This is a genomic window from Bradyrhizobium sp. LVM 105, assembly GCF_003957705.1.
GTDB lineage: Bacteria > Pseudomonadota > Alphaproteobacteria > Rhizobiales > Xanthobacteraceae > Bradyrhizobium > Bradyrhizobium frederickii.
In genome coordinates, this window is sequence record NZ_QZMV01000001.1 from 638,708 (window position 1) to 660,470 (window position 21,763).

The window sequence follows — 21,763 nt, forward strand, 5'->3', positions numbered from 1 at the left end:
CTACCCGCGCGCCTTAGACCTCGCTCAGGGGCTTGTCCACATGCTCTTGTTGTTACTCGAGCGGACGGCGGCAGCAATGAATTCCATTCCTTCAGCTCCGTCGGCGAGCGATGGCAGGTCGGGACAGGCGACGTCTCCGGAGCGGATCAGCTGAGCAAACTCACTGTAAAGCGTCGCGAACGCTTCGAGATAACCTTCGGGATGACCGCTCGGCAATCGCACCTGGATCGGCGGAGCGTCACCGGCGATGGCGCCGGCTCGCGTGAGAAGTTGCTTGGGTCTGCCAAACTCCGTGAACCACATCTGGTTTGGAGTTTCCTGGCGCCACGCAAGCCCGGCCTTGTCGCCATACACACGCAACTGCAGACCATTCTCGCAGCCGACGGCAACTTGGCTGGCCCACAGCATCCCGCGTGTATTGCCTTCAAAACGCAGCAGTATGTGCGCATTGTCTTCGAGTTGTCTGCCCTCCACGAAGGTCGACAGGTCCGCACTCTCGGCCCTGCCGCTAATTGCCATCACTGCTTCAATGGTGGAATAGTATTATTTTGCCAGTGCATGCCTGGGGGATTGGATGCCTTAAGATAGTCCACGAAGGCGCGTACCGCAGGCGTGAGTTCACGCCGACCTGGGAAGACAAGATTTACAACTACTGGGGCGGAGCTCCATGCAGGCAACAGGTGAACCAGCCGCCCTGCCTCCAAGTCGGGAGCGCAGAGGTAGCACGAGATTACTCCGACGCCTGCGCCGTTGAGCACCAACCGATGAATCGTAAGGGCACGCTGATCCGCGGTTGCACATAGATGTCTTGAGTGACTTCACCTTTCGAAAATGATCAGCGTCGGGGTCGCGGACGGCTGCCTTGCCTCAATCACCAGCCGAAGCTTCGTGGCCCGGACACATGACATCGGCAGCCTTTTTGCGCAAACCGAACGTAGCTTCCGCCCTCAAGACGCTCGACTACGACGGCAAATCGCGTGGCCTTCGTTTCTTTGGCCGACCGGAACGATGTAGACCCCGCACCTCCTGCTGTTGAAAGAGCTCCCCGCACAGGTCACGCAACCATTGGCTCGCCGGGTCGTGGTGGAAGCGGGCGTGCCAATATTGCTTGACCGTAAAGCCGGCGATCGCCAGCGGGCAATCGAGCACGCGCAGTCCGTAATAGTGAGCCAATGTTTCGCCGATGTGCCTCGGCAGGGTGGCGATCAGGTCGGTCGTCCCGACGATTGCGGGTAGCCCCAGGAAGCCGGGCAGCTCGAGTGCGACATCAAGGGCGATCTGCTGCTCCCTCAGCGCATCCGCGAGCAATTGATGTCCGGTGCCGGAGCGAATGAGGACGTGCGCCTCGCGCCTGAAATCCTTTGCGGTGATGCGGTCGCGGATCCGGGCATGTTTTGCGTTTGCCAGGCAGACCCAATCCTGCGGAAAGAGTGCCTGTTGGAAGTGTCCAGCGTCGAGATCGGTGATGTAGCCGAGCGCCAGATCGGCCTCGCCGGACTGCAGCATTCGTGGGGTATCGCCGCCGATCTGCGCCGCCTCGATGCGAATGCCCGGCGCAACGCTGCGAACGTGGGCGAGGATGGCCGGAAGCAGCGTGACGTGGCTCGCATCCGTCATGCAGATGACGAAGCGGCGCTTTGCAGTCGCCGGATCAAACTCGGAACGAAGCTCCGCCAGCCGCCGCAGCATCTCCAACGCCTGTCTGGCCGTGCCGATGAGAGCCTCGGCGCGCGGAGTCGGCAGCATTCCCTCTGCTGACCTGATGAAGAGCGGATCGTCCAACTCCTTTCGCAGGCGCGCCAGCCAGATCGAAATGGTCGGCTGGCTTTGACCTAGCCTCTCGGCTGCCTTGGTGACGCTGCCGGTCGCGAACAATGCGTCAAACAGCCGAAGCAGGCGCGGCTCCAGCAGGTTCGTCTCGGAAAGGTCCCGGTACTTCATTGCGATCTGCAATAATGGTTATAAGGATCATAGCATATCCAAATATCACGCAGCCTGCTAGCACGCTTCCAACGCCAAAATCGGCGAGGGAGAAGCGTTCGGATGAGGATCTGCTTTATCGGAGCGGGAGCCCTGGGCTCGACCATCGGCGGCACGCTGGCGCGCGGTGGCGCCGAGGTCTGGCTGATCGATCCGTTCCAGGCTCATGTCGACGCGATCAATGCCGATGGTCTGCGGATGCTCGAGGGGGACGCCGAGACCGTCGTGAAGGTCTCCGCCTGCACCTCAGCGGCGCAGGTCGGCATCGTGGCGGACCTCGTCATCGTCCTCGTCAAGTCCTATCACACGCGGGACGCGATCCGGGCTGCAGCGCCGGTCATCGGACCGCAGACGGTCGTGATGTCGCTTCAAAACGGCCTTGGCCACGAAGACATCCTTTCGGAGGAAGTTGGTCGTAACAGGGTCATGGCAGGCAAGACCTACGTTGGCGGCGTGCTGCTCGGCCCGGGCCATGTTCGCTCCGGCGTCGTCGGCAAGGAAACCATCATCGGCGAGCTCGATGGACGCTTGACGGAACGCGCACAGCGAATCTCCGAAACTTTCAATCGTGCCGGCATTCTGACGCTGCTCAGCGACAACATCCTGGGCACGATGTGGGACAAGTTGTTCATCAACGTTGCCGGAGGAGGAATCACCGCCGTTACCGGGCTGACCTATGGCGGGCTCTATTCGCTGCCGATCCTGGAAGATTGCGCGCTGGCCGCGATCTCGGAGGGCATCGCGGTCGCTCAAGCGGCCGGCGTGAAGATCTCGATCGCCGATCCGCGCCGGGCCTGGACCATGGCCTCTGCCGGACTCCCGCCCGAGTTCAAGACCTCGATGTTGCAGAGCCTGCAATCCGGCAACCTGACCGAGGTCGATTACATCCACGGCTCGGTCGTGCGTTGGGGCGCCAAGCTCAACGTGCCGACCCCCGTCAACGCGACCCTCGTCGCGCTGGTCAAGGGCATCGAATACGCCCGCAGCGATTATCCGGGAAAGGCCTGAGACGATGTCGTTGCCTCGCGCCTACGTCGAACACGTTGCGATCCGCGTGCCTGATGTCGATCATCACGTCGGCTTCTTTCGAGAGGTGCTTGGTCTTACCATTCGCGACGAGCAACCCGCCGACGGCGCGCGCCCGCGCCAGGTGTGGGTGCTCGGAAGCGTGCAACTGATCGAGGATCCGCATTTTGCCGGACCGGAGGGGCGTCTCGCCCATCTCGGCATCATGGTCGACGATTACGAAGGCGTGCTCGCCCGTGCGGCCGCCTGGGGCGCCAAAGCGCTGCCCGCCGGCCCGAACTGGCTCGAACTGCCGGGCGGCCTGAACATCGAGATCCTGCAAGCCAGCGCGGGCGCCGTGGAAGCCGCTCTTGCGATCAATCCCCGTGCCTAGAGGAAGACGCGATATGACCGATGCACGCTACTGGGACGATGCCAAGGTTGGTGACGAATGCGTGACCCCCGCGGTGACGGTCACGGAAGCGATGGTGAATGCCTATGCCGAACTGACGGGTGATTTCACGCCTGTTCATGTCGACGAGGCATACGCCAAAACCACACCCTTCGGCACGCGCGTCGCGCATGGGCTGTTCGGCTTGTCCCTCGCCGATGGTTTGAAAACCCGGGCAGACTACCGCTTCCTTCCGGGAATGTCGCTGGGGTGGACGTGGGATTTCAAGCTGCCGATCAAGCTCGGCGACACCGTGCACGTGAAGTTCCGCGTCGGCTCGATGCGCACTACCAAGCGTGATGGGTGGGGCATCGTGGTGCTGCCCTCGGAGCTGATCAACCAGCGCGGCGAAGTGGTGCAGCTCGGTGAGCATCGGCTGATGATTCCAATGCGCCCGAAGACCAACACAGCAGGAGAGCAGGCATGACCGCACAAGATCTGCCGCTCCAGGATCTGCCCCTCAAAGGCATTCGCGTCATCGACTACAGCCATTTCCTGGCAGGCCCGTTCATGGGCCGTTGCTTAGCTGCGATGGGCGCTGAGGTCATCAAGGTGGAGCGTCCGAAGCAAGGCGATGCGGGCCGCGCCCATGGCTATTTCAAGGACGGACAATCCGGTTACTTCCTGCAGCAGAACATGGGCAAGCAGGGATTGTGCATCGATCTGCGCGATAAGCGCGGTCTCGACATGATGATGAAGCTGGTCGACACAGCAGACGTCTTCATCGAGAATTACCGCCCCGGCGCGCTCGATCGCCTCGGGCTCGGCTACAAGGCGCTGGCGGCGCGGAATCCCGAACTGATCTACTGCTCGGTCTCCGCCTATGGCCACACCGGTCCCTATGCCGACCGTCCGGGCTTCGGCCTGATCGCGGAGGCGATGTCGGGCGCCCTGGCGCAACTGGGCTCCCCCGGCGAAGCGCCGCCGCTACTGCGGATGCCGCTGGCCGACATGTATACCGGCATTCACGGTGTGGCTGCCATCAATGCGGCGCTGGTCGGCTGCGTGTCGTCTGGGCGCGGCAAGCATATCGATCTTGCGCTGTACGACTGCATGGTTTCGATGCACGACTATGCGGTTCAGCGCTACTTCCTCTCCGGCGGTACCGACTTGCCGAAGCAGACCGGCAGCGGCCAGCCGGATTCGACCGTCTACGGCGTCTTTCCGGCCAAGGACGGCAATCTTGTCATCGCCGCGCAAGTCGATGACGCGTGGCGGCGCTTGGCGATGCTGATCGGAGGAAGCAGCCTGGCGTCCGACGAACGCTTCACCACACCTGCCGCGCGCAACGCCCATTATGCCGAAGCGATGGACATCGTGCGCAACTGGACATTGTCGCAGCCGTCCCGGGATGCCTGTCTTGCCGCGCTCGAGGAAGCAGGTGTGCCGTCCGCTCCCGTGCAGACAATTGAAGAGGTCGTAAAGGATCCGCAGATCCACGCGCGCGGCATGCTGGTCGAGCAGCAGCATCCCGTGCTGGGCAAGGTGACGTTGCCGAACCTGCCTTTCCGCTTCTCAGACTGCGACACCACGGTGCGGACGCCGGCGCCACTGCTCGGCCAGGACAATCGTCGCATCGCCGCCTCGCTGGGTCTGTCGGCCGAGCTCGTCGAGGTGATGGTGCGCGATGGCGTCCTCTACAACGAAGCCGCCGTGCAGGAGTGAGCCGTGAGCGATCGTTATGCAGTGATAGGCAATCCGATCGGCTTCAGCAAATCACCCCTTATCCATGGCACGTTCGCCAAGATGACGGGACAGGACCTCGTGTACGAGGCCATCGAGGCACCCCTCAATGGCTTCAACGAACGGGTCGATCAATTCCGGACGGCGGGCGCTAAGGGGCTGAACATCACCGCCCCGTTCAAGCTCGATGCATTTGCTTACGCAAACGAGCTGTCGGAGAACGCCAGGCGAGCAGGCGCCGCAAACTGCCTGAAGTTCGAGGGCGGTCGGATCATTGCCGAGAATTTCGACGGCATCGGCCTGGTGCGTGACATCACCGTCAATCTCGGCGTCAAGATGGCCGGCCGGCGCGTCCTGATGCTCGGCGCTGGGGGAGCAGCGCGTGGTGCGCTGCTGCCGTTCCTGCGCCAGCAGCCGTCCGAGCTGGTTCTGGTCAACCGAACGCTCTCGAAAGCGGTGGCATTGGCCGAAGAGTTTGCCGGCTGTGGCCCCCTGATCGTCAGCGGCTATGCTGAACTGGCCCATCTTGCCGAGGGCTATGACATCGTCGTCAATGCGACGTCGGCCAGCCTGCGCGGTGAGATGCCGCCGCTTCCAGGCAATGTCTTCCGCGGCGCGGAGCTGGCCTACGAACTCGCCTACGGCAAAGGGCTGACCCCCTTTCTGCGAGCGGCCCGCGCCGAAGGCGCTGCCAAACTGGCCGACGGTGTCGGCATGCTGGTCGAGCAGGCAGCGGAAGCGTTTGCCTGGTGGCGCGGCGTTCGACCGAGCACGGCTCAGGTCATCGCCGAGCTGACCGTTCCATTGAGCTGACGGGTGATGCCGGGCATGCATCCAAAACCCAGCTTCCTCGTCGGCCTGATCGGCAGCGGCATCGCTGCGTCCCGCACCCCGCCAATGCACGAAGCGGCCGCTGACGCCGCCGGCATCCGCTATCTCTACAAGAAGATCGATCTGACCGAGTTGAAGCTCGGTGCGGAGGCCTTGCCCGAATTGCTCACGGCCGCAAGGTGGATGGGCTTTGACGGGTTGAACGTGACCCATCCCTGCAAGCAGGCGATCCTTCCACTCCTGGACGAGCTCTCGCCCGATGCGGAGGCGCTCGGTGCCGTGAACACCGTGGTCTACAGGAATGGCCATATGACCGGCCACAACACCGACTGGTTCGGCTTCGCCGAGAACTTTCGCCGCAACATGCAAGGTGCGCCCCTCGGTCGCGTCGTCCAATTCGGCGCGGGTGGTGCCGGCGCGGCGGTCGCTTTCGCGCTGATGAAGCTCGGCGTGCAGGAACTGACCGTCATCGACGTCGACGCGGCCAAGGCGCAGAGCTTGGTGGATAGCCTGTCGCCTCGGTTTGCAGAGGGACGCTTGAGGGCCGGGCATGACGTCGCGGCGGCCGTCGCTGCCGCCCAGGGCATCGTCAACGCGACGCCGATCGGCATGGACAAATATCCGGGCACGCCGCTGCCGGCGGCCTTGCTGCGTCCCGATCTGTGGGTCGCCGAAATCGTCTACTTCCCGCTGGAAACCGCACTGCTGCGCGCGGCACGTAGCCTCGGCTGCCGTACCGTCGATGGCGGTGGCATGGCGATCTTCCAGGGCACAGAAGCATTCCGCCTGTTCACGGGCATCTCACCTGATCCAGACGTCTTCTTCGCGACTTTTGCATCCCTGGGAGGGTGACACCCGGCCGATGGGCGAGCGGCACGCACAACGCCCGAGAGGAAACGCAAGATGGGCTACACGCTCGATTTCTCGGTGGTTTGGCATGCAATGCCTGCGCTGCTGTGGGGCTGCGTGGGTACGTTGAGCCTCGCGCTTGCCGGAATGACGCTCGCGATGATCATCGGCGTTGCCGGCGTTGCGGCACGCGATTCGAAGGCGGCCTGGTTGCGCGCCCTCGTGATCGGCTTCGTCGAGATCGTGCGCAATACGCCCTTCCTGGTGCAAATCTTCTTTCTGTTCTTCGCCCTGCCGCTGATCGGATTGAAGCTCAATCCGACCGCCACGGCGATCATCGCGCTCGGCGTCAATGGCGGCGCCTATGCCATCGAGATCATCCGCGGCGGGGTGCAGTCCATTCACACGGGACAGGTGGAGGCCGGCTACGCGCTCGGCCTGCACAAAGGGCAGGTATTCCGCTTCATCGTGCTCAAGCCCGCGCTTCGCGCGATCTACCCCTCGCTCACGGGTCAGTTCATCATGCTGACTCTGACCTCATCGATCTGTTCGGCCGTATCGGCTTTCGAATTGACGTCGGTCGCACAGCGCATCGAAAGCGACACGTTCCGCAGCTTCGAAGTCTACTTCTCCGTCACCTTCCTCTACCTCGCGATCTCCTGGCTGTTGATGCTGGGCTTCGCGGTCGTCTCTCACCGCTTCTTCTCATATCCGACACGCTGAGGGGGAGATCATGACACCGCATTTTGGCCTTCCCGAGTTCGGCTTCCTGTTGCGTGGGCTGCAATGGACGGTGCTGCTGACGCTGGTCGCGTTTGCGGGCGGCTGCACGGCGGGGCTGGCCGTTGCATTGCTGCGCACCTGTGGTCACAGGAGCGTGGAATGGATCACCCGCATTTACATCGGGATATTCCAGGGTACGCCGCTGCTGCTACAGCTTTTCGTCGTGTATTACGGATTGGCACTGACCGGGCTGAAGCTCGACGCTTTCGTCGCGGTCGCGATCGGTTTCACCGTGAACGCCTCAGCCTTTCTCGGCGAGATCTGGCGCGGCGCGATCCAGGCCGTGCCGCGCGGCCAGAGCGAAGCGGCGATGGCGCTCGGACTGCACTATTCGTCGCGGATGCGCGACATCGTGCTGCCGCAGGCGATCCGCATCTCGCTGCCGGCGACCATCGGCTATCTCGTTCAGCTCATCAAGGGCACCTCGCTCGCCGCCATCGTCGGCTTCATCGAGCTTGCCCGCGCCGGTCAGATCGTTTCGAACCAGACCTTTCAGCCGCTGCTCGTCTTCGGCGTGGTCGGCGCGATGTATTTCATCCTCTGCTGGCCACTGTCGTGGTGGGGCAGTCGGATGGAGGCCAGGCTCGCCCTGGCCAATCAGAGGTAGGAACGGCGCACCTGCCCAATCAAAGAAGCCATCACCAGGAGGAGGAAGTCCATGTTGTTTTCAATCAATCGTCGCCAGTTCGGCATTGCCGTGCTGACGCTCGGGGCCATCGCTCTCGCCGGCAAAGCGCAGGCGGGCACACTGGAAAACGTGAAGAAGAAGGGCGTCGTCGTCATCGGCATTCAGGGCGACAATCCGCCTTGGGGCTATGTCGATAGCTCGGGAAAGCAGGATGGCATCGATGCCGACATGGGCCGCGCCTTCGCCGAATATCTCGGGGTGAAGGCCGAGTTCGTCCCGCTGGCGGTGGCCAATCGCATTCCGGCGCTGACCACAGGCCGCGTCGACATTCTGTTCGCAACCATGGCCATGCTGCCCGAGCGCGCAAAGGCGGTGCAGTATTCCAAGCCCTATGTCGCCAACGAGATCACGCTTGTCGCCGCCCAGGCGACCCCGATCAACAGCAATGCCGACATGGGCAAATTCGTCATCGGCGTTCCCAGGTCTTCCACGCAGGATACTCAAGTGACCAACAACGCCCCGCCCGGGACCGAGATCCGCAGGTTCGACGATGACGCGGCCACGATCCAGGCGCTGCTCTCCGGCCAGGTCCAGGCAGTCGGTGCGAACTTGTTTTATCCCCAGCGTCTCAACGCGGCAAAGCCGGAACTTGGCTTCGGGCCCAAGCTTCACTTCACCGCATTGTACAACGGGGCCTGCACACGCCTGGGCGACAAGGAGTGGAACGAGACGGTCAACACATTCATCGACCAGATCAAGTCGAACGGCAAGTTGGCCACTTTCTACGCCAAATGGATGAAGGTCCCGGTGCCGGTCTTCCCCGATTCTGTCCCGGGCGTTCCCTTCACCGTCCAGTAGCCACTGCGAGCGGCCGACGCGATCTGCGTTGGCCGCCGCCCAACGGGGGAGACCAGCATGCAGGACCAGATCCTGATCGAAATGAAGGGCGTGCAGAAGTGGTACGGCGGGTACCAGGCTCTCCGCAACGTCGATCTCACCGTGCGCAAGGGCGAGAAGATCGTGCTCTGCGGTCCGTCCGGTTCAGGCAAGTCGACGCTGATCCGCTGTATCAACCGACTGGAGCCGATCCAGCAGGGCACTATCGTGGTGAACGGCCATCGGCTGGACGACAGCATCAAGGCTATCGATGTCGTACGTCAGGACGTCGGCATGGTCTTTCAGAGCTTCAACCTTTTTCCGCATATGACGGTCTTGCAGAATTGCATGCTCGCGCCTATCCGCGCGCGCCGCATCGGCAAAACCGAGGCGGAGGCGACCGCGAGAAAATATCTCGAGCGCGTGCGCATTGGTGACCAGGCCGAGAAGTATCCGGCTCAGCTTTCGGGCGGTCAGCAACAGCGCGTCGCGATCGCGCGCGCGCTCTGCATGCAGCCCAAGGTGATGCTGTTTGACGAACCGACCTCGGCTCTCGATCCTGAAATGGTCAAGGAGGTGCTCGATACGATGATCGGCCTCGCCAATGACGGTATGACCATGATTTGCGTCACCCACGAGATGGGCTTCGCCCGTCAGGTTGCCGATCGCGTCATCTTCATGGCTGAAGGCCAGATCATTGAAGAAGGCGCGCCCGACGCCTTCTTCCGCAATCCACAGCACGCCCGCACCAGGCAGTTCCTCGGCGAGATCCTTGCCCATCACTGAACGGAGCTTCTTCCATGAGTCGTCTTGTCTATGTCCTGAACGGGCCAAATCTCAATTTGCTCGGCAAGCGCCAGCCCCACATCTACGGTCACGAGACGCTTGCGGACGTAGAGCGGGATTGCCGGGCGCTCGCCAAGGAGCTTGGCCTGGAGATTCGCTTTCATCAATCCAACAGGGAATACGAGCTGATCGACTGGGTCCACGAGGCGCGTGAGACGGCTGCCGGTATCGTGATGAATCCCGCGGCTTTCACCCATACGTCCGTCGCCATCCTGGATGCCTTGAATACGTTCGAGGGGACAGTGATCGAGGTGCATATCTCCAACGTGCACAAGCGCGAGGAATTCCGCCACCACTCGTTTGTCTCCAAACGGGCAGATGGGGTCATCGCCGGCTTCGGCACTCAGGGTTATCTGCTCGGCTTGCGCCGTGTCGCCAAGCTGCTTGACGAGAAAAAGGGATAGTATCCTATGAGTGCACCCGTCCGCCTGTCGGTGATGGGAGCAGGTCTCATCGGCAGGCGACATATCGAGCACATTCTCGCGCGGCCGGAGGCGGTACTGTCGTCGATCGTCGATCCGGCGCCACCCCCAACCAGATGCACGTGGCCAACGGCATGGATTGTATCGCTGCAGGCATCCCGGCGCTGATCGAGAAGCCGTTAGCGGATGACGTCGTGGCTGCACAGGCGTTGGTCGAAGCCTCCGAGCGTGTGGGCGTGCCGCTGCTCACCGGCCATCATCGCCGCCACAACCCGATGATCCAGCGCGCCAAGGCGGAGATCGATAGCGGCCGGCTCCGACCAATGCGAAACGCCCGACCCCGAGCGTCTTCAGGAGCTCGACGATGTCGTTGGCCATTGTTCTCTTGTCGTAGCCGTTCGGCGGCTTGTCGGTCTCGCCGTATCCGCGCAGGTCCGGCGCAATCACCCGGTAGTGGGGGCAAGCGCCGGTATCTGGAAACGCCAGGCGAAGCTGGTCTCCGGGAAGCCGTGCAACAGCACGATCGGGGGGGCCGGCCCCGGCCTCCAGGTAGAACTGGCGGATGCCGTTTGCCCGGCAGGTTGTTCGACGACTGGTGGTCACCGATCTCATGCCGCGGGGTGCGAGGTTTCCGGGCGCGATCCTTCGTCAAGCCGGTTGCAGGTTTTCACGGCGTTTTGCACGATTGCTTCACTGCAGCTGCGGGAACGCTGGGTTAGGTACCGAATTTTACCCTGGCGGCGGTTCCAAGATCGGGAGAAAGTCCAAGACGCGCGATGGTGTTCGGGGTTGTCTGTCCGGAACGAGCAGCAACCGGAGGGAGAACGAGGACCAGCGCGGCGGACATGGTGCTCCGAGCGGACGGCCTCGGGACCGAGGATTAGGCAGCAACTGCGTGAACGCACGGGGACTTCATCACGTTACAGCGATCATCGGCGACGTGCGCCGCGCCGCTGATTTCTACGCGGGTGTGCTGGGCCTCAAGCGGGTCAAGAAGACCGTCTGCTATGACGATCCCGGCAGTTACCACGTGTACTACGGTGACGATATCGGCAATCCCGGCGCCGTGATCAGTACGCTCGCCTGGAATTGCGTGACGCCGGGGCTGAGCGGCGTCGGCGAGGTCGTGCAGACCGCCTTCCGCGTCGCACCGGATTCGCTCGATGGGTGGGTGGATCGGCTCAACGCCTCGGGGGTCCCCAATCGATTGGACGTGTCGCCTTTCGGCGAGCGCATGCTCTGCTTTGCCGATCCCGATGGCACGGCGCTGTCTCTGGTCGAGACGTGGGAAAAGCTGCCAGCGATAACCGGCCAAAATGCCGCGGCCGATCGTGCGTTACGCGGCCTTCATGGCGTCACGCTGAACGTCCGCGAGGAGGACGAGACCATCGACATCCTTCAGAAGGTTTTCGATTTCCAGCTGGTCTCCCAGAGAAACGGCGCCATGCGCTTCGTGGCTCATGACGGTCCGGGCGGGACGATCACCTTGTGCATGATCGGAAAGTCTTCGCGGGGGCGCCTCGGCGGGGGCACCATCCGGCACGTCGCCTTCCGCGCGAGCAATCTGGACGATCGATCGGCGATGGTCGAGAAACTCCAATCTGCGTACGGCATCGTGGTGAGCGATCCCATCGAGCGAACCTACCTGAATGCGGTCGGCTTTCGCGCACCTTGCGGCGTGCTTTTCGAGATCGCGACCGACGGCCCGGGATTCGCGGTCGACGAGGCGCCGGAGCAGCTGGGCCAGCAACTTCAGCTTCCCGCCTTTCTCGAAGAGCGTCGCGCCGAAGTCGTGGCGATCCTGCCCCCGCTCACGTGAATTGCCTGTCGCTCAACGCGAGCCCGGCCTTCCATGAAATCGGTCAGCCGTGGGCACATGAAGTCAAGGAATGCTCGCACGCGTAAGGGCAGCCGCGGTCCGCCGTGATAAAGCGCGTGTATTTGCTCTTCGTCGCCTGCCGTGCCCTCGAGCACTTCGACCAGGTGGCCAGCCGATATGTCGTCGCGAACGTGATAATCGGCGAGCCTTGCGAGGCCGATGCCCGCGATTGCCATTCGCCGCAGGCTCTGTGCGTTGTTTGCAAGCAGCGAGCCGCTGATTGCGCGGTCGACAATTCGCCCGCTCTCCTTCAGAGGCCAGACCGGGGCAGAGCGTCGGAAATTGAATCCCAGGCAATTGTGACGTGAAAGATCCTCGATCCTCTTCGGCTCACCCAGGCGACCGATGTAGTCTGGAGACGCAACGATCCTTCTTTTGACGACCCCGATGCGTCGGGCGACCATCGCGGAGGCCTGCAAGGGGCCGACGCGGAAGGCGATATCGGTCCGGTCGAGGTAAAGATCGACGATTTCGTCCGAGAGTGAGATATCGACCACGATCTCGGGATGAGCTTGCCAAAAGGCAGGGAGCAGCGGCTCAAGGCCGAGAATGCCGAAGGATACGGTGGTATTGACCCGGATCGTTCCGCCCGCTGCCGCTGCGCCCCGAGAAATGCCGCGTTCGATGCCGTCGAGTTCGGCCAGGAGCGCAAGGCTCTTCTCGTGGTACATCCGACCCTCGGACGTCAGCGACAGCCGCCGCGTCGAACGCTCGAACAGTCTGACACCGAGTCGTGTCTCGATTCTTCCGATGAGCTTGCTGACGGTGGACGGCGTCATCAACAGCCGACGAGCCGCCTCCGAATAGCTGTTGGCTTCCACCACACGGAGGAAGACCTGCATTTCGCCGATGCGATTATCCATCGCGTATCCATCTATGAAATCGTTTCACAGATAAAGTGGAATTAGAGCGGATTATCAAGTCCGGTAAATGTCACCTATGCTGGATCATCGTTTCCTTTTGCGATCCGTTTTCCGGCTAGCGCATCGCTGTCGGATCGGTGACTTGAACGGGGGGCGACTATTGCTCTATGAGGAAAAATCGGTGCGGCGGACGTGATCTGTACGTCGTTCTTCGGATTCACTATGGCGGCATATCCAACGGTGGATAGCTTTGAATACCCGGATGATGGAAGAGTCTGATAGTACGGCGGGCGGCTTCTATGGTCGTCGCCTCAGCCAGCACCTGGGAATGGAGGGCGACTGCCTGCTGCGCATCAAGCGCGAAGGGCAATTGGCGCTGGCGATGACCCGGCTGACATGCTCCCAATTCATTCGGGAGCGGACCGCGGCGATTCCTTCCGAGCCGGCCTACAGCATCCTGCAACAGCTCGGCGACCTCGATCGGCATTCCTGCTGGCTCGCCGGACGACCGAGATATTCGGGAGCTTTCGGTGCGGGGAGCGTCAGCGTGATCAACCTGATGGACAACCCCCAATGTGAGTTCAAGGGCCCGTTCGATGCCGTCCAATACTACGTGCCGCAGACGGCCCTCGACGAGTTCGCTCGCGAGCACGGAGCCAAGCCGGTCTCGACACTCAAATGGAGCAGGGATCAGCGCGATCCTTTCCTGTCGACGCTGTCCAGCGTTCTGCTCAGTGCGGTGGAGCAGGATCCGACGAGCAATCAGCTCTTCGTCGATCAGATCGGGTTGAGTGTCCTGGCCCATTTCGCCCAGACCTACGGCGGAATGCGCCCACAAGAAAAAGCTGCGGGTGGAGGCCTTGCTCCCTGGCAGGAGCGTCGCGCCAAGGAAATCATGCGAGCGCGTCTCGCCAGCAATCTCACGATTGCCGACGTCGCCGCGGAATGCAAGTTGACGCCGAGCCACTTCGCGAGGTCGTTCCGGCGCAGCACAGGCGTTGCACCGCACGAATTCCTGTCCCAGCTTCGCATCGACGAGGCGAAGCGCCTGATGCTGTGCACGAAGCTTCCGCTTGCCGACATTGCGCTGATCTGCGGCTTTGGCGACCAGAGCTACTTCACCAGGGTGTTTTCCCGCAATGTGGGGGCCAGCCCCGGAGCCTGGCGAAGGGCCCGCTCCGAGGGCTGACGCGAGCGACCCTGTCTTAAGCTGGTCGGATCATCTCGCGGGCGTAGGCCAGGCCGATCCCGTAGCCTCCGGCGTGAGATTCGACGATGGCACGTGCGCCATCGTAGGTTTCATGCCTCGTCCAATCGCGCTGCATCTCGAGCAGAACCTGGATCCAGGACGTGAGGCGGGCGCCGGCGGCCTGCATCCGGCCGAGAGCCAGTTCGTGGCTCGCAGTCGTCAGCCCTCCGCAGGCGTCGCCGACGACATAGACCTCCAGGCCGGCTGACAGCGCCGAAAGCACCGCGAACGTCACGCATGCCTCGGTCAGCAGGCCCGAAACGATCAAGCGGCTTCGACCGGTGGCGAGGACGGCCTCGCGCGTCTTGTCGTCTTCCCACACGTTCATGCTGCGCCGGTCGATCGGTTCGACGCTGGGAAGCGCCGACTTGACCGCCGGCATCAGCGGCCCGCTGTACACTTTCGTCGCCGAGGTGGACGCGACGACAGGCAGGCCGAACACCGTCGCGGTCTTCGCGAGCGCGACAACGTTGTTCATGAGAGCCTGCCGGTCGATCGAGCCCACTCCGAAAGCCAGGCCGGCCTGTTGGTCGATCAGGAGCAGGGCGCAGTCCTTGGGCTCGAGCAGATGAAGTGGATCCGTGGCCATCGACTTTCTCCGGCTAGGCCTTCAGGAACGCAAGGAGGTCTGCGTTGACCTGGTCGGCATGCGTCGTCGCCGTCGCGTGCGGAGCGCCCGGATAAATCTTCAGCTTGGCGCCCTTGATCATCTCGGCGGCCAGCTTGCCCGTGTAGGGGAACGGCACGACCTGATCGTCCTCGCCGTGGATCACCAAAGTGGGTACGTCGATCTTGGCCATGTCGGGCCGGAAGTCGGTTTCCGAGAACGCGGTCACGCAATCGATCGTCGCCTTGACCGACGCCTGAAGCGCGATCTGGAGGGTCTGCTTGAATACACCTTGCGATACCTTCATGCCGTGGTTCGTGCCGTAGAAGAGGGGGCTGAAGTCGTCGAGGAACTGCGCGCGGTCCTTGACCAAGCCGGCCTTGATGCCGTCGAACACCGACTTGTCGACACCGTCATGGTCCGAGGTCTTGATGAAGAGAGGAGTCACGGCGCTGATCAGGACGAACTTGGCGACCCGCGACGTTCCGTGGCGCGCCACATAGCGCGCGATGTCTCCGCCGCCCATGGAGAATCCGACCAGCGTCACCTCTTTCAGGTCGAGATGCTTGACGACGTCAGCGATGTCATCGGCGAAGGTGTCGTAGTCATAGCCCGTCCAGGGCTGGCTCGACCGGCCGAAGCCCCTGCGGTCGAACGCCACTGTCCGATAACCACGCTCGGCGAAGAAAAGCATCTGCGCGTCCCACATGTCCGCGCTGAGCGGCCAGCCGTGGCTGAACAGGATCGGCTTTCCGCTTCCCCAGTCCTTGTAATAAAGCTCGGTGCCGTCCCGCAATTCTAGCAAGGCCATCGTTCGCTCCTCTGACGAAATGATGAGGACCGAACGACATTCTGCGCGATCGTTCGTCCCCTCCTGCGCGTAAGGTCGCGGATGATGCGCGGATTGGCTTGCACGATCTGCGCGTCGTTTGGACATGCTGGCGATCTCCGACCGGCGCAGCGGACATACGCTCGGCAATTCGCCGCACCTGAACGATCATCGGGCCGAAATCCAAGCGACGACGAAATCGTCCAAGCGTTGGCCGGCGTTCAGGGTCACGATGCAGCCGCTTGCCCCATCCCCTTTCGCTCGATCGCCTATGCCGATCGCAAGGAGAACTTCTCGATGTCGAAACTCGATATGCTTACCCCCGACAACAGCGCCATCGCGCTGATCGACTATCAGCCGGCCATGTTCCAGGGCGTTCAATCGCATGACCGCCTGGTCACGGTTAACAACGTCCAGATCCTGGCAAAGGCCGCCAAGCTTTTCAAAATCCCGACCGTGCTGACCACGGTGGCCAGGGATTCCTTCTCCGGGCCCTTCATGCCGGAAGTCACCTCGCTGTTTCCGAAGCACGACATCATCGACCGCACGTCGATGAACTCCTGGCTCGACGCAAACTTCCGCAAGGCGGTCGCTGCCACCGGTCGCAAGAAATTCGTGCTGGCCGGTCTCTGGACCGAGGCGTGCGTGATCTTTCCGACCCTGGACATGCTCAAGGAGGGTTACGAGATCTACATTGCCGCCGATGCCTGCGGTGACCTCTCCCTCGAAGCCCATAACCGCGCCATGGAGCGCGCCATCCAGGCAGGAGCGGTCCCCATCACCTCGTCGCAATACGCCTACGAGCTTCAGCAGGACTGGGCGCGGAGCGAGACCTACGAAGGCATGATGGACATTCAACGCGCGCATTCGCCTTACGGAATCCAGATCCGCTTCTCGAAATGGGCGCTCGGAGAACACGCCTCCGAAGGAGGCGCGAAAGCCGGCTGAACTTCCTCCAATCGCGGATCACCGTGATGAAAATCTATCTGTTGTCTCTCGGCGCCGGCCTTTTGGTCGGCGTCGTCTACAGCCTTCTCAACGTGCGTTCACCGGCGCCGCCGCTGGTGGCGTTGGTCGGGCTTCTCGGCATCCTCGCCGGTGAACAGATCGTTCCGGTGGCCCGACAGCTGCTGTCCGGACACGGGCTGGCGTCGGCGTGGCAGCAAGCCAAGTGCGCTCCGCACATGTTCGGCATGCTGCCCGGACGTCAAACCGACCAATCGAAAAATGCCGCCCCGGCAGACGGCCTGGAGAAACATTCATGACCTCCGTACCCGATATCATCCTGCATCGTGGTCTGTTCACGACGCTCGATCGCTCGAATCCGACGGCTTCGGCGGTCGCGGTCGCCGACGGCCGCTTCGTCGCGGTCGGGCACGATCACGAGGTGATGAAGCTGGCGGGGCCGTCCACGAAGATCGTCGATCTCAGGGGACGGCGCGTTTTGCCCGGCTTGATCGACAACCACCTTCACATCATCCGCGGCGGTCTGAACTTCAACATGGAATTGCGCTGGGACGGGGTACGCTCGCTCGCCACTGCGATGGACATGCTGAAGCGGCAGGTCGCGGTCACGCCGCCGCCGCAGTGGGTGCGGGTCGTCGGCGGATTCACCGAACACCAGTTCGCGGAGAAGCGGCTTCCGACGATCGACGAGCTCAATGCCGTGGCACCCGATACGCCGGTCTTCCTGCTGCATCTCTACGATCGGGCCATCCTGAACGGCGCGGCCTTGCGTGCAGTTGGTTATACGAAGGACACGCCCGAACCGCCCGGCGGCGAAATTACGCGCGACGTCAAGGGCAACCCGACGGGTTTGCTGCTGGCCAAGCCCAATGCCAACATTCTCTATGCGACCCTCGCCAAGGGGCCCAGGCTGCCCTTCGACTACCAGGTCAACTCGACCCGTCATTTCATGCGGGAGTTGAATCGGCTGGGGGTGACCGGCGCGATCGATGCCGGCGGCGGATTCCAGAACTATCCGGAAGATTACGCTGTTATCCAGAAGCTGAACGACGAAGGTCTCCTGACGATACGGTTGGCTTACAACCTCTTCACCCAGAAGCCCAAGGGCGAGAAGGAGGACTTCCTGAACTGGACGAAGACCTCGAAGTACAAGCAGGGCGACGACTATTTCAGGCACAACGGTGCCGGCGAGATGCTGGTATTCTCGGCGGCCGATTTCGAGGATTTCCGGGTGGCGCGTCCGGACATGCCCGCCGAGATGGAAGGCGAGCTTGAGGAGGTCGTACGCGTCCTCGTTCAGAACAAGTGGCCGTGGCGGCTCCATGCGACCTACGACGAGACGATCTCGCGGGCGCTGGACGTGTTCGAGCGGGTCGACGAGGACATGCCCCTGGAAGGCCTGCACTGGTTCTTCGATCACGCCGAGACGATCTCGGATCAGTCGATCGATCGCATCGCGGCGCTCGGCGGCGGCATCGCCGTGCAGCACCGGATGGCCTATCAGGGCGAATATTTCGTCGAACGCTACGGGGCGGGGGCTGCCGAGGCGACGCCACCGGTCAAGAAGATCATCGACAAGGGCGTCAAGGTGTCGGCCGGTACCGATGCGACCCGGGTTGCCTCCTACAACCCGTGGGTCTCTCTGTCGTGGCTCGTCACCGGCCGAACCGTCGGCGGATTGCGGATTACGCCCCAGCGCAACTGTCTGGATCGCGAGACTGCGTTGCGGATGTGGACCGAGAACGTGACGTGGTTCTCGAACGAGGAGGGTAACAAGGGCCGGATCCAGGTCGGCCAGCTCGCCGACCTCGTCGTCCCGGACCGCGACTACTTCTCCTGTAGCGAGGCCGAGATCGCCGATACGACTTCGCTGCTGACCATGGTCGGAGGAAGGATCGTCTATAGTGCGGGAGACTTCTCCAGGCTGGAAAGCGTCACACCACCGCCCGCCATGCCGGACTGGTCGCCGGTCCGCCGCTTCGGCGGGTACGCGGCCTGGGCTGACGACAAGGCAAAGACGAAGGATACCAGCCTTGCGATGAAGGCCATGCAGATGTGCGGTTGCGCCAACTCCTGCGGCGTCCATGGACACGACCATGCTACGGCCTGGTCGAGCCGCTTGCCGGTATCCGACCTCCGAAGCTTCTGGGGCGCACTGGGATGCGCCTGTTGGGCGGTCTGACATGTCTGCCGCAGCCGCACCGAACTGGATCTCCGTGATCCTGCGCTGGCCGCTCCTGTGGCATGCGGCCAGATTGGCCTTGGTGTCCGCCTACATCCTCGGCGGTTTTGCCAAATTGCTCGACTTCGCGGGCGCGGTGGCCGAGCAGGAACACTTCGGCCTGTATCCGGGCTCGCTGTGGGCCGCCGCCGCCATCGTGGTCGAACTCTGCGGGTCTCTGCTTGTCGTCTTGAATCGTTTGGTGTGGTTAGGCGCCGGCGGGCTCGGTGTTCTGACGTTCGTCGCGATGCTCACCGCAAACGCCTTCTGGACGATGGGTGGCCATGAGGAATTCATGGCCACGAATGCCTTCTTCGAACATCTCGGGTTGATCGCGGGCCTTGTCATCGTATCGATTGTTTCCGATGAGGTCTCTCTCCGTCCGAACCGCGTTACGCGACCTCAAGCTGTCCAAGGAATGCCTCAATGAGATCAACAAATGCCATCGCTCTCGTGGCGTTCATCGCGATTGTCGCCGCGAACACGCCGGTCGCAGCAAGGGACGCAACGAAATCCAGGGAAGCGGCGGTTGCCGTGGCCCCTCAATACGACACGACCCACGTCTACGTCGCGCCCGACGACGTGGACAAGTTCGCGGCAAGCTTTCTGGCGACTTTCGGCGGCAAGAGCACCAAGCAGGTGGTGGCGACAGTCACGCCGACGCCGAGCAGCACCACGTCGCAACTGTTGCAGACGCCCGTCGGCACCGTCTCGCTGTTCGGCTTCAAGACGCCGATCCCGTATCCGTTTGGCGCCGAGCGCAACGGCTATCTGGTCGCAGACATGGACGAGGCGATCAAAGCAGCGCGCGGAGCGGGCGCTGACGTGATCGTGTCCACCTTCCCGGATCCGATTGGGCGCGACGCCGTGGTCCAGTGGCCGGGCGGCATCAACTTGCAGCTCTACTGGCATACGACGAAGCCCGACTACGCTCCCTTCGAGCGAATTCCGGAGAACCGCGTGTACGTCTCTCCCGACAGGGCCGCTGCTTTCACCCGGAGTTTTCTTGCATTCTCCCGCGGCAAGGTCGTCTCGGACGACGCGAAGGCGCCGGGCTTGGAGATCGGAAGATCGGATGTGACCTACAGGCGCATCCGGATCGAGTCCTCATTCGGGAAGATGGTTGTATTGGTCACGGACGGTCATCTGCCCTATCCCTACGGCCGGGAGACGACGGGTTATGAAGTGGCCGACCTCGCTTCGACGCTCGGCAAGGCAAAAGACGCCGGCGCAACGGTGCTGGTCGAATCCTACACGTCAAGCGGCCGCTCTGCGGCGTTTGTCATGTTCCCCGGCGGGTACGTGGCCGAGATCCACGCGCCTGGCCCGAAGAGTGCATCGCGGGCCGATAGCAAATGAGGTGATGTCCGCCGATGTTGGCACGCGTCGATATGCGCAACTTCTGGATCGTCCTGACGCTTGCGACCCTAAGCGCCGGCGTCGAACGCGCATGGGCGGAAGATGGGGATGCCGCGCTCCCCAAAAGGCCCGCGATCCAGGCGAATCGCTGGACCGAGGACTGGTCAGTCCTTGCCGATCCGAGATTGCGCACCGAACCATTTGACGAACTCAAATACATCCCGCTTTGGGCGACCGATCCGAAAAGCTACGTCTCGCTGGGGGCCACGCTTCGGGAACGCTTCGAGACCAATAGCGCGTCGGCGTTCGGCACCGGCAACACGCCCTCGGACAGTTATCTCATACAGCGTCTGCAGATCCACGCCGACGTTCACTTCAACGAGAACTGGCGCGCCTTCGTTCAGCTCGAGGACGATCGGGCCTTCGACAAGCTGAGCATCTCGCCTGTCGACCAGGACCGGGTCGACCTTCGTCTTGCCTTCCTGGAGTATGTCAACAATTTCTCGGGCGGGACCCTGAAGGCGCGCATCGGACGACAGGACTTCGCCTTTGACCTGCAGCGCTTCGTATCGTCGCGGGATGGACCCAACGTGCGACAATCATTCGATGCGATCTGGGCTGACTGGGAAACCGGCGTCTGGCGCTTCATCGGATTCGTCAGCCGTCCCGTCCAATATTTCGACGTTCGCCCTTTCGACGACACGTCGAACGACAATTTCCGCTTCAGCACGCTCCGGGTCGAGCGTAAGGTTTTGGGTGACAACGAGCTGTCGGGCTACTACTCCCTGTACGAGCGCAAGGCCGCCAGATATCTCGATGCCTTGGGCGACGAAAGCCGTCACGTTCTGGATGCGAGATTCGCAGGAAAGTCCCAACAGTTCGACTGGGATCTCGAGGCCATGGGGCAGGCGGGGCAGGTGGGTACGAAGGACATTCGTGCCTGGGCCGTCGGTACGCGAATTGGATACGCTTTGCCCGATGTTCCCTGGCTGCCGCGCATCGGCCTCCAGTTCGACGCCGCGTCGGGCGACCATCACCCCGGCGACGGCACGCTGGGAACGTTCAATCCGCTCTTCCCGAACGGCTATTATTTCACGCTGGCCGGCTATACGGGATACGCAAACATCCTTCACTTCAAACCCTCCATTACCGTCAGTCCGGCGGACCGGCTGAAGGTGATGGGAGCGATTGGCTTGCAGTGGCGCGAAACGACGGCCGACGCGATCTACGTCCAGCCCAGCGTGCCGATAGCGGGCACCGCCGGCAAGGGCAGCAACTGGACGGGAGCCTACGGTCAGCTTCGCGTCGACTACGCGTTCAACGACCACCTGACCGGCGCGATCGAGGCGGTGCATTTCGACGTCGGCGACACGATCATTCGCGCTGGTGGACACACCAGCAACTATCTAGGTGTCCAGCTTCAATACGGTTGGTGA

Annotated in this window: 27 protein-coding genes and 1 pseudogene; 20 read left to right on the forward strand and 8 right to left on the reverse strand. The window is 62.4% G+C overall.

Annotated features, from left to right (window positions below):
• Nucleotides 1-24: 24 nt before the first annotated feature.
• From D6B98_RS03015 to D6B98_RS03025, 3 genes are all read right to left on the reverse strand, one after another.
• On the reverse strand, nucleotides 25-519 hold the full coding sequence (locus D6B98_RS03015) for a Gfo/Idh/MocA family oxidoreductase (protein ID WP_205680438.1): 495 nt from the start codon (nucleotides 517-519) through the stop codon (nucleotides 25-27).
• Nucleotides 519-770, reverse strand: coding sequence for a LysR substrate-binding domain-containing protein (locus D6B98_RS41870; RefSeq protein WP_126255873.1), 252 nt, complete (start codon nucleotides 768-770; stop codon nucleotides 519-521). The genes D6B98_RS03015 and D6B98_RS41870 overlap by 1 nt, the downstream gene beginning before the upstream one ends.
• Nucleotides 771-960: 190 nt before the next feature.
• Nucleotides 961-1,941, reverse strand: coding sequence for a LysR family transcriptional regulator (locus D6B98_RS03025; RefSeq protein ID WP_126255442.1), 981 nt, complete (start codon nucleotides 1,939-1,941; stop codon nucleotides 961-963).
• A 102-nt stretch (nucleotides 1,942-2,043) separates the two neighbouring features.
• Here D6B98_RS03025 and D6B98_RS03030 point away from each other — a divergent pair, with 102 nt between their 5' ends.
• From D6B98_RS03030 to D6B98_RS03085, 12 genes and pseudogenes are all read left to right on the forward strand, one after another.
• Nucleotides 2,044-2,988: a ketopantoate reductase family protein gene (locus tag D6B98_RS03030; protein WP_126255443.1), complete on the forward strand. Its 945-nt coding sequence runs from the start codon at nucleotides 2,044-2,046 to the stop codon at nucleotides 2,986-2,988.
• Between the two features lie 4 nt (nucleotides 2,989-2,992).
• Nucleotides 2,993-3,379, forward strand: coding sequence for a VOC family protein (locus D6B98_RS03035; RefSeq protein WP_126255444.1), 387 nt, complete (start codon nucleotides 2,993-2,995; stop codon nucleotides 3,377-3,379).
• A gap of 13 nt (nucleotides 3,380-3,392) precedes the next feature.
• Nucleotides 3,393-3,863 carry a MaoC family dehydratase gene (locus D6B98_RS03040; protein ID WP_126255445.1) on the forward strand — a complete coding sequence of 157 codons (471 nt, stop codon included), beginning with the start codon at nucleotides 3,393-3,395 and terminating at the stop codon, nucleotides 3,861-3,863.
• Nucleotides 3,860-5,101, forward strand: a complete 1,242-nt coding sequence (locus D6B98_RS03045) for a CaiB/BaiF CoA transferase family protein (protein ID WP_164718354.1) — start codon at nucleotides 3,860-3,862, stop codon at nucleotides 5,099-5,101. Before D6B98_RS03040 ends, D6B98_RS03045 begins: the two co-directional genes overlap by 4 nt.
• A 3-nt stretch (nucleotides 5,102-5,104) precedes the next feature.
• Nucleotides 5,105-5,932: a shikimate dehydrogenase gene (gene aroE, locus D6B98_RS03050; protein ID WP_126255446.1), complete on the forward strand. Its 828-nt coding sequence runs from the start codon at nucleotides 5,105-5,107 to the stop codon at nucleotides 5,930-5,932.
• Nucleotides 5,933-5,947: 15 nt separating this feature from the next.
• On the forward strand, nucleotides 5,948-6,802 hold the full coding sequence (locus tag D6B98_RS03055) for a shikimate dehydrogenase (protein ID WP_126255447.1): 855 nt from the start codon (nucleotides 5,948-5,950) through the stop codon (nucleotides 6,800-6,802).
• A 51-nt stretch (nucleotides 6,803-6,853) separates the two neighbouring features.
• A complete protein-coding gene (locus D6B98_RS03060; RefSeq protein WP_126255448.1) occupies nucleotides 6,854-7,522 on the forward strand; it encodes an amino acid ABC transporter permease in 669 nt (222 codons plus the stop codon).
• Nucleotides 7,523-7,532: 10 nt separating this feature from the next.
• A complete protein-coding gene (locus D6B98_RS03065; RefSeq protein WP_126255449.1) occupies nucleotides 7,533-8,189 on the forward strand; it encodes an amino acid ABC transporter permease in 657 nt (218 codons plus the stop codon).
• A 51-nt stretch (nucleotides 8,190-8,240) separates the two neighbouring features.
• Entirely contained in the window at nucleotides 8,241-9,068 is an 828-nt protein-coding gene (locus D6B98_RS03070; protein ID WP_126255450.1) for a transporter substrate-binding domain-containing protein, read from the forward strand.
• Between the two features lie 57 nt (nucleotides 9,069-9,125).
• Nucleotides 9,126-9,872, forward strand: a complete 747-nt coding sequence (locus D6B98_RS03075) for an amino acid ABC transporter ATP-binding protein (RefSeq protein WP_126255451.1) — start codon at nucleotides 9,126-9,128, stop codon at nucleotides 9,870-9,872.
• Between the two features lie 14 nt (nucleotides 9,873-9,886).
• A complete protein-coding gene (aroQ, locus tag D6B98_RS03080; protein WP_126255452.1) occupies nucleotides 9,887-10,336 on the forward strand; it encodes a type II 3-dehydroquinate dehydratase in 450 nt (149 codons plus the stop codon).
• A 6-nt stretch (nucleotides 10,337-10,342) separates the two neighbouring features.
• Nucleotides 10,343-10,671, forward strand: a pseudogene (locus D6B98_RS03085) (Gfo/Idh/MocA family protein); the annotation flags it as partial.
• On the opposite strand, the gene D6B98_RS03090 reads toward D6B98_RS03085, so the two are convergent.
• Nucleotides 10,601-10,966: an alpha/beta fold hydrolase gene (locus D6B98_RS03090; protein ID WP_245481221.1), complete on the reverse strand. Its 366-nt coding sequence runs from the start codon at nucleotides 10,964-10,966 to the stop codon at nucleotides 10,601-10,603. The pseudogene D6B98_RS03085 and the gene D6B98_RS03090 sit on opposite strands and share 71 nt — an antisense overlap.
• Nucleotides 10,967-11,249: 283 nt before the next feature.
• Here D6B98_RS03090 and D6B98_RS03095 point away from each other — a divergent pair, with 283 nt between their 5' ends.
• Nucleotides 11,250-12,173: a ring-cleaving dioxygenase gene (locus tag D6B98_RS03095; RefSeq protein WP_164718355.1), complete on the forward strand. Its 924-nt coding sequence runs from the start codon at nucleotides 11,250-11,252 to the stop codon at nucleotides 12,171-12,173.
• On the opposite strand, the gene D6B98_RS03100 is transcribed toward D6B98_RS03095, so the two are convergent.
• Nucleotides 12,107-13,096, reverse strand: a complete 990-nt coding sequence (locus D6B98_RS03100) for a LysR family transcriptional regulator (RefSeq protein ID WP_126255453.1) — start codon at nucleotides 13,094-13,096, stop codon at nucleotides 12,107-12,109. The genes D6B98_RS03095 and D6B98_RS03100 overlap by 67 nt on opposite strands.
• A 220-nt stretch (nucleotides 13,097-13,316) precedes the next feature.
• On the reverse strand, nucleotides 13,317-13,583 hold the full coding sequence (locus D6B98_RS40745) for a hypothetical protein (RefSeq protein ID WP_245481222.1): 267 nt from the start codon (nucleotides 13,581-13,583) through the stop codon (nucleotides 13,317-13,319).
• Between the two features lie 60 nt (nucleotides 13,584-13,643).
• On the opposite strand from D6B98_RS40745, the gene D6B98_RS03105 reads away from it, so the two are divergent.
• On the forward strand, nucleotides 13,644-14,285 hold the full coding sequence (locus D6B98_RS03105) for a helix-turn-helix domain-containing protein (protein ID WP_245481224.1): 642 nt from the start codon (nucleotides 13,644-13,646) through the stop codon (nucleotides 14,283-14,285).
• Between the two features lie 16 nt (nucleotides 14,286-14,301).
• Here the strand turns inward: D6B98_RS03105 and D6B98_RS03110 are convergent, their stop codons facing one another.
• Together D6B98_RS03110 and D6B98_RS03115 are read right to left on the reverse strand one after the other, a co-directional pair.
• Nucleotides 14,302-14,934 carry a hydrolase gene (locus D6B98_RS03110; protein WP_126255455.1) on the reverse strand — a complete coding sequence of 211 codons (633 nt, stop codon included), beginning with the start codon at nucleotides 14,932-14,934 and terminating at the stop codon, nucleotides 14,302-14,304.
• Between the two features lie 13 nt (nucleotides 14,935-14,947).
• The gene (locus D6B98_RS03115) at nucleotides 14,948-15,763 is read right to left on the reverse strand and encodes an alpha/beta fold hydrolase (protein WP_126255456.1); all 816 of its coding nucleotides are present in this window, start codon (nucleotides 15,761-15,763) and stop codon (nucleotides 14,948-14,950) included.
• A 315-nt stretch (nucleotides 15,764-16,078) separates the two neighbouring features.
• Between D6B98_RS03115 and D6B98_RS03120 the strand changes: the two genes are divergently transcribed.
• The 6 genes from D6B98_RS03120 to D6B98_RS03145 are packed head-to-tail and all read left to right on the forward strand — an operon-like array spanning nucleotide 16,079 to nucleotide 21,763.
• A complete protein-coding gene (locus tag D6B98_RS03120) occupies nucleotides 16,079-16,729 on the forward strand; it encodes a hydrolase (protein WP_126255457.1) in 651 nt (216 codons plus the stop codon).
• Nucleotides 16,730-16,755: 26 nt separating this feature from the next.
• Nucleotides 16,756-17,046, forward strand: a complete 291-nt coding sequence (locus tag D6B98_RS03125) for a XapX domain-containing protein (RefSeq protein ID WP_126255458.1) — start codon at nucleotides 16,756-16,758, stop codon at nucleotides 17,044-17,046.
• Nucleotides 17,043-18,929: an amidohydrolase gene (locus D6B98_RS03130; RefSeq protein ID WP_126255459.1), complete on the forward strand. Its 1,887-nt coding sequence runs from the start codon at nucleotides 17,043-17,045 to the stop codon at nucleotides 18,927-18,929. Before D6B98_RS03125 ends, D6B98_RS03130 begins: the two co-directional genes overlap by 4 nt.
• Nucleotide 18,930: 1 nt before the next feature.
• Nucleotides 18,931-19,398: a DoxX family protein gene (locus tag D6B98_RS03135; RefSeq protein ID WP_126255460.1), complete on the forward strand. Its 468-nt coding sequence runs from the start codon at nucleotides 18,931-18,933 to the stop codon at nucleotides 19,396-19,398.
• A complete protein-coding gene (locus D6B98_RS03140) occupies nucleotides 19,395-20,327 on the forward strand; it encodes a glyoxalase (RefSeq protein ID WP_126255461.1) in 933 nt (310 codons plus the stop codon). Before D6B98_RS03135 ends, D6B98_RS03140 begins: the two co-directional genes overlap by 4 nt.
• Nucleotides 20,328-20,341: 14 nt before the next feature.
• Nucleotides 20,342-21,763, forward strand: coding sequence for an alginate export family protein (locus D6B98_RS03145; protein WP_126255462.1), 1,422 nt, complete (start codon nucleotides 20,342-20,344; stop codon nucleotides 21,761-21,763).